This window comes from Actinoallomurus vinaceus (genome assembly GCF_039542055.1).
GTDB classification, from domain to species: domain Bacteria; phylum Actinomycetota; class Actinomycetes; order Streptosporangiales; family Streptosporangiaceae; genus Actinoallomurus; species Actinoallomurus vinaceus.
In genome coordinates this window covers 210,319-224,374 of record NZ_BAABHK010000003.1, presented here as the reverse complement: position 1 = coordinate 224,374, position 14,056 = coordinate 210,319, and the positions used below count along the sequence as shown (strand labels likewise).

The window sequence follows — 14,056 nt, the reverse complement described above, 5'->3', positions numbered from 1 at the left end:
GCAGATGAGGGCGGGAATCGTCATCCTTCCGGAGTACCGCTGGCCGGAGGCCGAGCCGAAGTGGCGGCGGGCCGAGGAGTACGGCTTCGACCACGCGTGGACGTTCGACCACCTCGGCTGGCGGTCACTGGTGGACGGCCCGTGGTTCGGCTCGGTGCCGACCCTGGCGCTGGCCGCGCGGGCGACCGAGCGGATCGAGCTGGGCATGCTCGTGGCCTCGCCGAACTTCCGGCATCCGGTGCCCTTCTCGCGGGAGATCCTCGCCTTGGACGACGTGTCGGGCGGTCGGTTCACGCTCGGCATCGGCGCGGGCAGCTCCGATGACTATGACTCGACCGTCTTCGGTGAGGCCGGCCGGGTGGCGAGCCGGTCCCGGAGGTTCGCGGAGTTCGTGGAGTTCCTGGACGCGCTGCTGACCTCGGGGAAGACCACCCTCACCGGGGAGTACTACTCCGCCGTGGAGGCCCGTAACGCGCCCGGACCGGTGCAGTCGCCGCGCCCGCCGTTCGTCGTGGCCGCCAACGGGCCGAAGGCGATGCGGGTCGCCGCCCGTTTCGGGCAGGGCTGGATCACCACGGGGGCCAAGACCGACGATCTCGAGTCCTGGTGGCGGAGCGTCGCCGAGGCCGCGGCCCGGTTCGACGAGGCCCTGAATGAGGCCGGGCGGGAGCGTGGCGAGGTCCGCCGGTTCCTGCAGACCGACGCCGCGCAGGTGTTCTCGCTGTCGTCGGTGGAGATCTACCGGGACTTCCTCGGCCGGGCCGAGGAACTCGGGTTCACCGATGTCGTGGCCCCCTGGCCTCGGCGGGAGGGTATCTTCGCCGGCTCTGAGGACGTCCTGGAGGCGGTGGCCGCCGAGGTCCTGCCCGGTCTGTAAGTGACCTGCCGAGGGTTGCCGTGGCCATGACCCCGGCAACCCTCGGCAGGTCACGCTGTCACGACCACATCCGGCCGCGTGCGGCCCAGACGTTCCCGGATGAAACCGGCGGCCCGTACGTTCGAAGATCGACATGTCTCCTGTGATTCCGAGGCCCCGGTGAGCGAACCAAAGATCAACAAGGATGTGCCGCATTCCGCGCGCGTGTGGAACTACCTGCTCGGCGGCAAGGACAACTATCCCGTCGACCGGGAGGCGGGCGATCAGTCCATGGAGGTGCTGCCGGAGGTGGCCCGGCTGGCCCGCGAGTCGCGCCAGTACCTCAACCGCGCCGTGTCCTACCTCGCCGAGGAGGCCGGGGTCCGGCAGTTCCTGGACATCGGCACCGGGCTGCCCACGGCCGACAACACCCACGAGGTCGCGCAGCGGTCCGCGCCCGACGCCCGGATCGTCTACGTCGACAACGATCCTCTGGTGTTGACGTACGCCCGGGCGCTGCTGACCTCCGCCGGGGAGGGCGCCACCGCCTACATCCACGCGGACCTTCGGGAGCCGGACGCGATCCTGCTGCAGGCCGCTCGCACGCTGGACTTCGAGCGGCCGATCGCGCTCATGCTCATGGGCATCACCGAGTTCATCCCCGACCACGAGCAGGCGTTCGCAATCGTCGATCGCCTGGTCGCGGCGCTGCCGTCCGGGTCGTACCTGGCGCTGTACGCCACGACGAACGTGGTGCACGGCGAGCGCACCGACCGGGCCATCGAGATGTGGAACCAGGCCGAGGGCACCACCCCCATGACGGCAAGGTCGGTGGAGCAGATCGCCAGGTTCTTCCGCGGGCTGGAGCCGGTGGACCCGGGCCTGGTCGAGATCACCCGGTGGCGGCCCGTACACCCCGACCTGACCGGCGAGCCCGTCGACGGCTACGCGGGCGTGGCGCGTAAGCCGTGATCGGGCCCGACCCCGGCCGCCCCCGCAGCCGGGATCCCCTGTTACGACCTTTCGGTGACGCGGCTCCCGTCGCCGATGGGCTCGTCGGCCGGGGCCCTCTCCGGCGTCGGCGCCGGACCCGAGACGAAGGCGGCCGACAACGTGAGCAGCAGGGCCCACACCCCGAAGAAGGTGAACGCCACGGCGGCGTACGGCCCGGCGGTCCAGTCGATGAACAGACCCGCGCCGATGATCCCGATCCCCGTTAACGCGATGCGCATGCGTCTACTGTGCGGCCATCTCGGATCACTTGTCGAGAAGATATTCGTGTTCTTTTGATCACCCGTGACCTCCCACTGCGCTGGTCCGGTGGCTCGAAGGGCCTAGGCAACGTCGGTACAAGCCATGACGTGCGGGTACGACCCGTAGGGTGATTTCGGCGGGCGGCCGATGAAGACGTTCCTCGCCCTCGCGGCGGCCTGCTTCCTCGGCATCGGATTCGTCGCCCAGCAGCACGTGGCCTACCGCGAGCCGCTGGACGAGATGCTGCGGATGCGGCTGCTCGCCCACCTCATCCGCCAGCCGGTGTGGCTGCTGGGCATCGCCGCGATGGTCTGCGGACAGGTGCTGGGCGCGGTGGCGCTCGACGAGTCCGACCTCGGCAAGGTCGAACCGCTGCTGGCGACCAATCTGATATTCGCGCTCGTCATCGCCCACGTCGTCTACCAGGAGCCGCTCAGCCGAGCGGTCTGGTGGGGCGGGCTGCTCGTGACGGCGGGCGTGGTGATCTTCCTGGCCGTCGGGCAGCCGCACGGCGGGCGGCCGACGGGGCCTTGGTCCGTCCGCTGGATCGGTGCCGGCGCGGTGCTGGTGGTCGCGGTCGTGCTCGTGCTCGCCGCCCTCCCGCGGTCGCTGCGGACCAAGGCGATGCTGTTCGCGGCCGCCGCCGGGATGCTGTTCGGGGTCCAGGACGCGTTGACGCGAAGCTCGCTGCTCATGCTGGGCGAAGGACTGGCGGTCGGCCTGCGCAGCTGGCAGCCGTACGCCCTGATCGTGATCGCCGTGCTGTCCCTGCTGCTCGCGCAGAGCGCGTTCGACGCCGCGCCGATCGGCATCTCGCTGCCGGCGATGACGGCGGCCGAGCCGGTGATCGGGATCGTTCTGGGAATCCTCGTCTTCGCCGAGCACCTCCGGCTCACCGGCACCGCGCTCGCCGCCGAGGTCCTCGGTCTGATGATGATCGTGGCGGGGATCGGCGTGCTCGGGCGCTCCTCGTTCCTCGGCAAGCCCGGACAGGACACGGGCGCGCGTGTGAGGGGCGGGCCGGAATGATCGCCGTCCTGTTCGCGGTCCTCGCCGCGGCGAGCAACGCCCTCGCGTCGGTGCTGCAACGGCGCGCGGCCCGGTCGGCGCCCCCCGACGAGGCGTTCCGGCTCGCGCTCATCTGGGACCTGGTGCGCCGCCGCTCGTGGCTCGGCGGCATCGTCGCGCTCATCGCCGGCTTCCTGTTCCAGGCGGCCGCGCTGACGACGGGCGGCCTGGCCCTGGTCCAGCCGATCCTCGTGACCGAACTGCCGATCACGATGCTGTTCATTTCCTTGATCTTCCGGATCCGGCTGGGTTCGGAGTCCTGGCTGGCGGTCGGGGTGCTGACCGTCGGGCTGGCCGGTCTCCTCGCCGCCGCCTCCCCGTCTCCGGGAAGCCGGCACCCGGATCGGCTCGACTGGGCGATCGCCACCCTGGTGACGGCCGGGGTGATCACCTATCTGTTCGCGATGGCCAAGGTCACCAGCGGGGCCGCACGTGCCACCCTGCTCGGGGTCGCCTCCGGCCTGGGGTTCGCCTTCACCGCCGCGCTGATGAAGGACGCCACGGAGGTCCTGCCCGAGGGCGCGGCCGCCCTGCTGACCTCCTGGTCGGTGTGGGCCATGGTGGCGGCCGGGCTCGGCAGCCTGTTCCTCCTGCAGAACGCCCTGCACAGCGGCACGCTCGTCGCCGTGCAACCGGCGCTCAACGTCTCCGATCCCGTCGCCAGCATCGCGTACGGCGTCGGATTGTTCGGCGAGGAGATCCGGCTGGGCGGCTGGGCGGTCCCGGAGGTCCTGGGCATCGGCCTGATCCTGTACGGGAGCACGCGGCTGGCACAGTCACCGCCGATCCGCCGCCACGCCCACGTCAACCCGGCCGATCTGGAGAGCGAACGTGATCCGGACCCCTGATCGGCGATCCGGCCCGCGGGCCGGGCGGCGCGTGGTCACCGCCGATCCGCCGCTACGCCGAGGTCAGCCCGGCCGATCTGGAGAGCGAACGTGATCCGGACCCCTGATCGGCGATCCGGCCCGCGGGCCGGGCGGCGCGTGGTCACCGCCGATCCGCCGCTACGCCGAGGTCAGCCCGGCCGATCCGGAGCGCGAACGTGATCCGGACCCCTGACCCGTGATTCGACCTGCGGGCCGGAGTCGGGCCCGTACGGGCCGAAGAGGAGGTCCTCGGCGGCGGGCGCGTCGAACAGCGCCGATCCGCGGGCGACCAGGCGGCTCCGCGTGGCCGGATCCCCGAGCCGGTCGAGTTCGGCGATCAGCCGCGCGGCGTCGTCCGCGTGGACGCTCAGCCCCGCGCGGGCCATCGCCAGGACGCCGTCGCGGCCGTGCCCCGGAATCGGCCGGTACGACACGACGGGAAGCCGGGCCGCGAACGCCTCCCGGCACGTCAGCCCCGCCGCGTTGTCCACCAGGGCGTACGCCGCCCCCATCAGCTCGGGAAGATCGTCACGCCAGCCGAGCGCCACGAGCCCCTCGACGCCGCGGAGCCGGTCGCGTAGCGCCTGGTTGCGGCCGCAGAGCACGACGGGCACGTACCGGCCTGAGCGCGCCAGCACCCGGGCGGTCTCCTCGACCTCGCCCACGCCCCACGAGCCCGCCGAGACCAGGACCGTACGGTCGTCCGGCCCGAGACCGATCCGGGCGCGGACGGCCGCCGCGCCTGCCGGGGGACGCCGGAAGGCGGGGCGGGTGAGCGGGGCGTGGCAGTCGGCGGGGCGGCCGGTCGCGGCGGTCACGTCGAGGGCCGTCTCCGGGCAGGGGCACAGGTACCGGTCCGTGCCCGGATGGAGCCAGAGGCGATGCGCCGCGAAGTCGGTCAGCAGCGCCGTGCCGGGCACGGTCAGCCGGCCCGTACGGCGCAGGTGCCCGGCCGCCTGCGCGGCCAGGTGGAACGTCGAGACGACCAGGTCCGGGCCCCGACGCCGTACGAGACGGTCCAGACGCGCGGCCACCAGAACGGTCAACGGCGACGCCGCCCACGCCGGATGGCGGGGGACGAAGAACGCCCGGTAGAGCAGGGCGTACGACCAGGGCGCCCTCCGCATCATCCAGCCGTACCACCGGCGCAGGGCGCGTCCCAGGCGCAGGGGGAGCAGCTCCAGCACGTCGACGACCTCGGCCTCGTGGCCGGCGGCGGTCAGCCGCCGGGCCAGCTCCACGGCGACGGCGTCGTGACCCGCGCCCATGCTCGCGCTGAGGATCAGCAGCCGATGTCTTGCCGGCGCCATGACCGTGCCTCTCGCAGACTTGGACCGATGTGCCGGACCACGCTGACCCTGGGGCTGACCGGCCTGGCGCTGCTGCACGCCGGGCCGGCCGCGACCTGGCTGCCCGTCGTACGCCGCCGGCTGCCGGGCCTGGCGGGGGCGGGCGACGCCGACCACGTCGCGCTGACGTTCGACGACGGTCCCGATCCCCGGTCCACGCCGCGTTTCCTCGCCGAACTGGACCGGCTCGGCTGCCGGGCCACCTTCTTCGTCGTCGGGGAGACCCTCGCTCGCCACCCGGATCTCGGGCGCCGCACCGTGGCGGAGGGCCACGAGGTCGCCGTGCACGGCTGGCGGCACCGCAACGCGCTGCTGACCCGGCCCGGCCGGGTGACCGGTGAGATCGCCAGGGCCGCGGACCTCGTGGCCGCCGTCACCGGAGCCGAACCGGTCTGGTACCGCCCGCCGTACGGCGTGCTCAGCGCGGAGACCCTGACAGCAGCCCGCCGGCGCGGGCTACGGCCGGTGCTGTGGACGACGTGGGGGAGGGACTGGACCCGCTCGGCCGACCCCGACTCGGTGCTGGCCACGCTGGCCCCCGGCCTTCGCGGTGGAGCCACCGTGCTGCTCCATGACTGCGACCACACCTCGGCCCCCGGCGCCTGGCGCTCCGCCCTCGGTGCGCTGCCGGGGCTCGTGGCCCGATGCCGCGAACTCGGCCTGCGCGTCGGACCGCTGGCCGAGCACGGGGTGTCCTGAGCCGGTCCAAAGCCATTCCCAAGAAGGCTTCCGCAGTCTTTCATTGCGCTTTTCATTGCGGTTTCGTTGGCCTGTATTGACGGGCGTTCACCTTGCCGGGCGGCGAAGGTGTCAGTATGCATTTGCCCTGGTCGTCGCAACCGACCGCTCGTCCGAGAGTCAAATCATGGTCGATATCCAGCCGATGTAACGATTGTCCGCCCCACAATTGTTTACGTCGTCCCTCCACGGAAATCGTGAACCCGTGTCATCGGCAGAGGGCGTCATATACAAGGCGCGCCGGGAGAATTTCCCCGTCGCCTCACGGCTGTTGCCGCGCGGATACCGCCGCCACCTCATGGCGATCTACGGTTTCGCGCGGTTCATCGACGACGTCGGAGACGAGGCCCCGCCCGCGGATCGCCCGCGTCTGCTGGACATCGTGGAGGACGACCTGGGCCGCCTGTACGCGGGACGCATGCCGAGGGTGCCGGCGGTCGGCGCGCTGGAGAGCGCCGTCATCGCGCATGAGATCCCGCTGGAGCCGTTCCGCCGGCTCGTGCGGGCCGGGCGGCGCGACCAGGCCGTCACCCGGTACGAGAGCTTCGAGGACCTGCTCGCCTACTGCGAGCTGTCCGCGAACCCGGTCGGGCACATCGTGCTGCACGTCTTCGGCGTCGCCGACGCGCGGCGGTGCGCCCTGTCGGACCAGGTCTGCTCGGCGCTGCAGGTGGTCGAGCACTGCCAGGACGTCGGCGAGGACTACGCCCGGGGTCGCGTCTACCTGCCGGGCGCGGACCTGCGCCGGTTCGGCTGCACCGACGACGACTTCCCCCGCACGACGACCCCTGACCGGCTGCGCCGCGTCGTCGCCCTGCAGACGACGCGGGCCACCGGGCTCCTGGACGCCGGGACCTCCCTCGTCACGACGCTGAGGGGACCCGCGCGCGTCGCGGTGGCGGGCTACATCGCGGGCGGCCGGGCCACGATCAACGCGCTCCGGGCCGCGGACCACGACGTCCTCGGCCAGGCGGTCCGCCCCCGGCGGTCACGGCTGCTGACCACGTGGCTGCGCGTCCTCGCGACAGGAAGGTGAGCCGGTGAGCGCATCCGAGGCCTATCGACACTGTGAGCAGATCGTCCGCACGCAGGCGCGGAACTTCTCCTACGGCATCCGCCTGCTGCCGGGGGCCAAGCGCCGCGCGCTGAGCGCCGTGTACGCCTTCTCCCGCCGGATCGACGACATCGGGGACGGGGACGGGCCCGCCGACAAGCGCCTGGAGCGCCTCGAGGAGGAGCGCGCCGCGCTGCACCGCCCGGTGGCCGACCCGGGGGACCACGTGCTCGTCGCCCTCAAGGACGCGGCCCGCCGTCTTCCCATCCCCCTCACTGCGTTCGACGAGCTCATCGACGGATGCATCGCCGACGTGCGCGGCGCGACGTACATCCGGGTCGAGGACGTGGTGGCCTACTGCCGCAGCGTCGCCGGGTCGGTGGGGCGACTCTCCCTCGGCGTCTTCGGCACCGACGACGTCGACGCGGCCGCGCCGCTGGCGGACGCCCTCGGCATCGCCTTGCAGCTCACCAACATCCTGCGGGACGTCCGCGAGGACCGGCTGATCGGACGCATCTACCTGCCGGCCGAGGACCTCCTCCGCTTCGGCTGCACGCTGGACGTCGACGCCGACGGCGTGTTCACGGATCCGCCGGAGCGGCTCGCCGCGCTGATCCGGTTCGAGGCCGACCGGGCCCGCGGCTGGTACGTCCGGGGCCTGCGGCTGCTGCCCCTGCTGGACCGGCGCAGCGCGGCCTGCACCGCGGCGATGGCCGGCATCTACCAGTCCCTGCTCGAGCGGATCGCCACCGACCCGATGGCCGCGCTCGCCGCCCGCTCGGCCCTGCCGACCTGGGAGAAGGCCATGGTCGCGGCGCGCGCCCTCGTCGGGGCCGGCCGGTGACCGCGTCGAACCCCGGTGCGCCGGTCGCGGTGGTGGACGAGGCCGGTTCTGACGGGCCGGTGACCGAGGCGGACCCTGGCCGGCCCAGGACCGGGCGGAGTTCCGGCGTCGGCGCGCCGGTCGCGGTGGTGGGGGGCGGTCTGGCGGGCATCGCCGCCGCGCTCGCGCTGGGCGAGGCCGGTCTTCCGGTGACCCTGTACGAGGCGCGCCCCCGGCTGGGCGGCGCCACGCACTCTTTCGCGCGGGACGGGCTGGTCGTGGACAACGGCCAGCACGTGTTCCTGCGCTGCTGCACCGCCTACCGGGGCCTCCTCAAACGGATCGGCGGCACGGCGCGCGTCCGCCTCCAGGACCGCTTCGACCTGCGGGTGCTCACGCCGGCCGGGCGGTCCGGGCGGCTGCGCCGTGCGGCGCTGCCGGGGCCGCTGCACCTGATGCCGGCCCTGGCGTCGTACGGCCTGCTCCGGCCCGCCGACCGGCTGCGGGCCGTACAGTGTGCGCTCGCCCTGCGCGGGCTGGACCCGGCCGACCCGGGGCTGGACCGGATCGCCCTGGGGGAGTGGCTGGCCGCCCACGGGCAGGGCGCGGCCGCGCGGCGCGCGCTGTGGGAGCTGTTCGCGGTCGCCGCCCTGAACATCGGCGTCGAGGACGCGGCCCTCGGCCCGGCGGCCATGGTGTTCCGGACCGCGCTGCTGGGCCGGGCCGACGCCGCCGACATCGGGGTCCCGGCCGTGCCCCTCCGCGACCTGCACGGCACCGCCGCACAGGCGGCGATCGAGCGGCAGGGCGGGTCCGTACGGCTCGCGGCCAAGGTCACGGCCATCGAGCCGGGACCGGTGATCGTGGTGGACGGCGAACGGATCGACGCGTCCGCGGTCGTCCTCGCGACCCCGCACCGGCAGGCCGCGCACCTGGCGCCGTGGGACGCCGCGCCCGACCGGAACCGCTGGGCCGGGCTCGGCGAGAGCCCGATCGTCAACGTGCACCTCCACTACGACCGCCCGGTCACCGGCCTGCCGTTCGCCGCCGTCGTCGACTCGCCCGTGCAGTGGGTCTTCGACCGCACCCGGGCCGCCGGCGTCCGCGCCGGTCAGTACCTCGCCGTCTCGGTGTCGGCGGCGGACCGCTGGATCGACGAGCCGACCGCCAAGCTCCGCGCGGAGTTCGTCCCGGCGATGGAGCAGCTGTTCCCCGACACACGGCGGGCACGGCTCGCCGACTTCTTCGTCACGCGAGAACGCCGCGCCACCTTCCGCCAGGCGCCCGGCAGCGGGGCGCTCCGTCCCGCCGCCACCACTCGGTGGCCGGGGCTGTACCTCGCCGGCTCGTGGACCGACACGGGCTGGCCCGACACGATGGAGGGAGCCGTGCGCAGCGGACTCACCGCGGCCCGTCTGGTCCGGAAGAGGCTGACGGGGGCCGCCTCATGACGGCGACCGCCCCGCCGTCGGTCGCCGGCGCGCGCCCGCTCGTCGAACCGGTGCTGCGCGCGGCCGTCGCGCGGCTCGATCCACTGACGGCCCAGGTCGCGGGCTACCACCTGGGCTGGAGCGACGCGTACGGCCGGCCCGCGACACCGGGCGGCAAGGTGCTGCGGCCCGCGCTGGCCATCCTGTCGGCCCGGGCGGCGAGCGCGGACGTCGACGCGTGCCTGCCGGCCGCCGCGGCGGTGGAGCTCGTACACGCGTTCTCCCTGCTCCACGACGACATCATGGACGGGGACCGGACCCGCAGGCACCGGCCCGCCGCCTGGACCGTCTTCGGCCGGTCGGCCGCCATGCTCGCCGGCGACGCGCTGCTCGTCCTGGCAGGGGAGCTCCTCCTCGAACAGGGAACCCGGGGCGGGGTGTGGGCGGCGCGCGGCCTCGCCGCCGCGACCCAGCGGCTGATCGCAGGGCAGGCGTCGGACCTGGAGTTCGAGGGGCGCGATGACGTGAGCCTGGAGGAGTGCCGGCGGATGTCGGCGGACAAGACCGGCTCGCTGCTGGCCTGCTCCTGCTCGATCGGCGCGATGGTCGCCGAGGGGCCCGCCCACCTCGTGGCGGCGCTGGCGGCGTTCGGCGCGCAGGCGGGCCTGGCGTTCCAGCTCGCCGACGACCTGCTCGGCATCTGGGGGAGCCCGGAGGCCACCGGCAAACCGGTCCTGGCCGACCTGCGGGCCCGCAAGAAGAGCCTCCCGGTCGTCGCCGCCATCACCAGCGGCACGACGGCGGGCGAGCGTCTCGCCAAGCTGCTGGCCCACCCGGACCCGCTGTCCGAGACCGAGCTGGGCGAGGCCGCCCGGCTGGTCGAGGAGGCGGGCGGCCGGGCGTGGGCCGAGGCCGAGGCCGAGCACCGGCTCGACGCGGCCGAGCGCCAGCTGGCGACCCTTGACCTGCCCCGGGGCGTCCGCGCGGAGTTCGGGCAGATCATCCGTTTCATCGCATCCCGGGATCACTAGTGACCACAGAGCCCCGCCCGGTCGCCACCGGCGCCGACGTCGCCCTCAAGGCGGCCTGCGACCACCTCCTCGGCCTGCAGTCCGCCGAAGGGTGGTGGAAGGCCGAGCTGCAGACCAACGTGACGATGGACGCCGAGGACCTGCTGCTCCGGGAGTTCCTCGGCGTCCGTACGCCGGAGGACACCGCCGAGGCCGCCCGCTGGATCCGCTCCGAGCAGCGCGAGGACGGGTCCTGGGCGAACTTCCACGACGGACCCGGCGACCTGTCCACCACGATCGAGGCGTACGCGGCGCTGCGCCTGGCGGGGGACCCCGCCGACGCGCGGCACATGCGTTCCGCCGCCGCCTTCGTGCGGCGGAACGGCGGGATCGAGGGCAGCCGGGTCTTCACCCGGATCTGGCTGGCGCTGTTCGGACAGTGGCCGTGGACCGACCTGCCCGTGATGCCGCCGGAGCTGGTCTTCCTGCCGCCGTGGTTCCCGTTCAACGTCTACGACTGGGCGTGCTGGGCCCGGCAGACGATCGTGCCGCTGACGATCGTGAGCGCGCGGCGGCCCGTCCGGCCCCTGCCGTTCGACCTGGACGAGCTGCGCACCGGCCGCATGCCGCGCCGCCGGCCGCGCCTCGGCTGGGACGGCTTCTTCGGGGCCCTCGACCGGGCGCTGCACCGCTACGAGCGCCGGCCCGTTCCGGGCCTGCGGCGCGCGGCCCTGCGCCGCGCCGCCGAGTGGATCGTCGCCCGGCAGGAGCCGGACGGCTCCTGGGGCGGCATCCAGCCGCCGTGGGTGTACTCGCTGATCGCCCTCCATCTGTCCGGCTACGGCCTCGACCATCCCGTGATGCGCCGGGGCCTGGCCGGGCTCGACCGGTTCACGATCCGCGACGAGCGGGGCCGCCGCCTGGAGGCCTGCCAGTCGCCGGTGTGGGACACCGCGCTCGCCGTGAACGCCCTGCGCGACGCAGACCTGCCGGCCGACCACCCCGCCCTCGTACGGGCCGCCGGGTGGCTGCTCGACGAGGAGGTCAAGGGCCCCGGCGACTGGACCGTACGGCGGCCGTCGCTGCCGCCGGGCGGCTGGGCGTTCGAGTTCGACAACGACGGCTACCCGGACACCGACGACACCGCCGAGGTCATCCTCGCCCTGCGAAGGGTCGCGGGCCCGGACGCGCGGCCGGCCATCGACCGGGGGCTGCGCTGGATGGCGGGCATGGCCTCGCGCGACGGCGGGTTCGCCGCGTTCGACGCCGACAACACCCGCGAGCTGTGCACCCGCCTGCCGTTCTGTGACTTCGGCGCGGTGATCGACCCGCCCACCGCCGACGTCACCGCGCACGTCGTCGAGGCGCTGGCGCACGAGTGCCCACCCGGGTCGGACGACGTCCTGCGCCGCGCCGTTGTGTGGCTGCTCAGGGCCCAGGAGCCGGACGGCTCGTGGTTCGGCCGCTGGGGCGCCAACCACGTCTACGGCACCGGCGCCGTGCTCCCCGCGCTCGTCGCCGCCGGTGTGCGCCCGCACCGGCCGTGCGTCCGGCGGGCCGTCGCCTGGCTCGAACGCCACCAGAACGACGACGGCGGATGGGGCGAGGACCTGCGGTCGTACCGCGATCCCGACTGGATCGGGCGCGGTCACTCGACGCCCTCCCAGACGGCCTGGGCGCTCATCGGGCTGCTCGCCGCCGGCGAGCGCTCGGCGGCGGTCGACCGGGGCGTGGAATGGCTGGTCGGCGCCCAGCGCGCGGACGGCACCTGGGACGAGCCGTACTTCACCGGCACCGGCTTCCCCGGCGACTTCTACATCAACTACCACCTCTACCGGCTGGTCTTCCCGATCAGCGCCCTCGGCCGCTATCTCGGTTCGGAGATCCCGTGACCGGGCTCGTCATCTGCACCGCCCTGCGGATCGAGGCCCGGGCCGTCCGCCGCGGGCTGCCGCCGTCCGCCCGGAACGTCCGCGTCGTCCGGACCGGCCTCGGGCTGCGGCGCGCCGCCCGCACCGCGGGACGCCTGCCGGAGTACGACGCGCTCGCCGTGACGGGCTTCGGCGGCGCGCTCGACGTCGGACTGCGCCCCGGCGACGTGCTCGTGGCGACGGAGGTGCGCTTCGGCGAGCGGGTCTTCCCCTGCTCCTCGGCGGCGCGGATCGCCGAGGAGCTGGCGCTCGCCGGCCTGCACACGCGGACCGGACCGCTGTTCACCTCACCGCGGCTGGTCACGGGCGTGGAGCGGGTGCGGCTCGCCGCCGCCGGCGTACGCGCCGTCGACATGGAGACCGGGCCGCTCGCCGAGGTCGCGACCGGCACGCCGTTCGCCGCCGTACGCGTCATCGTCGACACGCCGGCCGTCCCGCTGCTGCGGGTCGGCACGGTCCGCCGCGTCCTGCTCGCCCGGAGCAGGCTGCGCCGCGTCGCCCCGGTTCTCGTCGAGTGGGCGCGCGTCGCCGGTCCACGCCCCGGGACCCGGGCCCAGGATCAACGGCGCAAGAGAGCCGGGTCCACTCCTCCGGAGGTCGAGCCATGACGATGCCGCTTCGCCAGAGCCTGCGCATCGGCGCCTACATCCTGGGCCGGAAGCTGCGGCGCGTCCGGAGGTTCCCGCTGCTGGTGGAGCTGGAACCGCTGTTCGCCTGCAACCTGGCGTGCGCCGGCTGCGGGAAGATCCAGCAACCCGCGAACGTCCTGCGGCAGCGCATGCCGGTCGAGCAGGCGGTGGCCGCGGTCGAGGAGTGCGGCGCGCCCATGGTCTCGATCGCGGGCGGCGAACCGCTCATGCACCCGCAGATCGGGCGGATGGTCCGCGAACTCGTCGCGCGCAAGAAGTACGTCTTCCTGTGCACCAACGCACTGCTCATCCCGAAGAAGATCGACCAGTTCGAGCCCTCGCCGTACTTCGCCTGGACCGTGCACATCGATGGCCTGCGCGAACGCCACGACGCCTCGGTGTGCAAGCAGGGCGTCTTCGACGAGGCCGTCGCCGCCGTCCGCGAGTGCCAGCGGCGCGGGTTCCGGGTCACCACCAACACGACCGTCTTCAGCACCGACAGCCCGAAGACGGTCGTCGACGTGCTGAACTACCTGAACGACGACCTGGCCGTCGACCAGATGATGGTCTCCCCGGCGTACGCCTACGACAAGGCGCCGGACCAGGAGCACTTCCTCGGCGTCGAGGAGACCCGGCGGCTCTTCAGAGAGGTGTTCGCGGGCGGCAGTCGGCGGCGGTGGAGGTTCAACCACTCACCGCTGTTCCTCGACTTCCTCGAGGGCCGGATCGACTTTCCCTGTACGGCGTGGGCGATCCCGTCGTACTCGCTGTTCGGCTGGCAGCGGCCCTGCTACCTGATGGCCGACGGGTACGCCCGGACGTACCGGGAACTCGTCGAGGAGACCGACTGGGACGCCTACGGCCGCGGGCGCGACCCCCGCTGCGCCAACTGCATGGCGCACTGCGGCTACGAGCCCACGGCCGTGTTCGCCACGCTCGCCTCGCTGAAGGAGACCCTGCGCGCCATACGGAACGGCTGAGCCGTCACCGGGTACGGGCCTGGGCCGGCGCGCCGACCCTAGAGCGGGTTTCGCAGGGAAACGCG

14 protein-coding genes are annotated in these 14,056 nt (G+C 73.6%); 12 read left to right on the top strand and 2 right to left on the bottom strand.

Annotation, left to right across the window (positions count from 1 at the left end; genetic code table 11):
- The first annotated feature begins 4 nt into the window (after positions 1–4).
- Both ABEA24_RS12135 and ABEA24_RS12130 read left to right on the top strand, forming a co-directional pair.
- Positions 5–877, top strand: a complete 873-nt coding sequence (locus ABEA24_RS12135; protein ID WP_345430841.1) for an LLM class flavin-dependent oxidoreductase — start codon at positions 5–7, stop codon at positions 875–877.
- 159 nt (positions 878–1,036) lie between these two features.
- Positions 1,037–1,828, top strand: a complete 792-nt coding sequence (locus tag ABEA24_RS12130; RefSeq protein ID WP_345430840.1) for an SAM-dependent methyltransferase — start codon at positions 1,037–1,039, stop codon at positions 1,826–1,828.
- 41 nt (positions 1,829–1,869) lie between these two features.
- On the opposite strand, the gene ABEA24_RS12125 is transcribed toward ABEA24_RS12130, so the two are convergent.
- Positions 1,870–2,088, bottom strand: a complete 219-nt coding sequence (locus ABEA24_RS12125; protein ID WP_345430839.1) for a hypothetical protein — start codon at positions 2,086–2,088, stop codon at positions 1,870–1,872.
- A gap of 169 nt (positions 2,089–2,257) precedes the next feature.
- Between ABEA24_RS12125 and ABEA24_RS12120 the strand changes: the two genes are divergently transcribed.
- Complete coding sequence (locus tag ABEA24_RS12120; protein ID WP_345430838.1) at positions 2,258–3,139, top strand: DMT family transporter; 882 nt, start codon at positions 2,258–2,260, stop codon at positions 3,137–3,139.
- On the top strand, positions 3,136–4,026 hold the full coding sequence (locus ABEA24_RS12115) for a DMT family transporter (RefSeq protein ID WP_345430837.1): 891 nt from the start codon (positions 3,136–3,138) through the stop codon (positions 4,024–4,026). The genes ABEA24_RS12120 and ABEA24_RS12115 overlap by 4 nt, the downstream gene beginning before the upstream one ends.
- A 170-nt stretch (positions 4,027–4,196) precedes the next feature.
- Here the strand turns inward: ABEA24_RS12115 and ABEA24_RS12110 are convergent, their stop codons facing one another.
- The gene (locus tag ABEA24_RS12110) at positions 4,197–5,357 is read right to left on the bottom strand and encodes an MGDG synthase family glycosyltransferase (RefSeq protein WP_345430836.1); all 1,161 of its coding nucleotides are present in this window, start codon (positions 5,355–5,357) and stop codon (positions 4,197–4,199) included.
- 27 nt (positions 5,358–5,384) lie between these two features.
- On the opposite strand from ABEA24_RS12110, the gene ABEA24_RS12105 reads away from it, so the two are divergent.
- From ABEA24_RS12105 to hpnH, 8 genes are all read left to right on the top strand, one after another.
- Positions 5,385–6,095 carry a polysaccharide deacetylase family protein gene (locus tag ABEA24_RS12105; RefSeq protein ID WP_345430835.1) on the top strand — a complete coding sequence of 237 codons (711 nt, stop codon included), beginning with the start codon at positions 5,385–5,387 and terminating at the stop codon, positions 6,093–6,095.
- A 244-nt stretch (positions 6,096–6,339) separates the two neighbouring features.
- The gene (hpnC, locus tag ABEA24_RS12100; protein ID WP_345430834.1) at positions 6,340–7,170 is read left to right on the top strand and encodes a squalene synthase HpnC; all 831 of its coding nucleotides are present in this window, start codon (positions 6,340–6,342) and stop codon (positions 7,168–7,170) included.
- A gap of 4 nt (positions 7,171–7,174) precedes the next feature.
- Complete coding sequence (locus ABEA24_RS12095) at positions 7,175–8,032, top strand: phytoene/squalene synthase family protein (RefSeq protein WP_345430833.1); 858 nt, start codon at positions 7,175–7,177, stop codon at positions 8,030–8,032.
- Entirely contained in the window at positions 8,029–9,462 is a 1,434-nt protein-coding gene (hpnE, locus tag ABEA24_RS12090) for a hydroxysqualene dehydroxylase HpnE (RefSeq protein ID WP_345430832.1), read from the top strand. The genes ABEA24_RS12095 and hpnE overlap by 4 nt, the downstream gene beginning before the upstream one ends.
- Positions 9,459–10,472 (top strand): polyprenyl synthetase family protein, encoded by a 1,014-nt coding sequence (locus ABEA24_RS12085; RefSeq protein WP_345430831.1) that lies wholly within the window; start codon positions 9,459–9,461, stop codon positions 10,470–10,472. Before hpnE ends, ABEA24_RS12085 begins: the two co-directional genes overlap by 4 nt.
- Entirely contained in the window at positions 10,472–12,343 is a 1,872-nt protein-coding gene (gene shc / locus ABEA24_RS12080; RefSeq protein ID WP_345430830.1) for a squalene--hopene cyclase, read from the top strand. Before ABEA24_RS12085 ends, shc begins: the two co-directional genes overlap by 1 nt.
- The gene (locus tag ABEA24_RS12075; protein WP_345430829.1) at positions 12,340–12,990 is read left to right on the top strand and encodes a phosphorylase family protein; all 651 of its coding nucleotides are present in this window, start codon (positions 12,340–12,342) and stop codon (positions 12,988–12,990) included. The genes shc and ABEA24_RS12075 overlap by 4 nt, the downstream gene beginning before the upstream one ends.
- Positions 12,987–13,991, top strand: coding sequence for an adenosyl-hopene transferase HpnH (gene hpnH, locus ABEA24_RS12070; RefSeq protein ID WP_345430828.1), 1,005 nt, complete (start codon positions 12,987–12,989; stop codon positions 13,989–13,991). The genes ABEA24_RS12075 and hpnH overlap by 4 nt, the downstream gene beginning before the upstream one ends.
- Positions 13,992–14,056 lie beyond the last annotated feature (65 nt).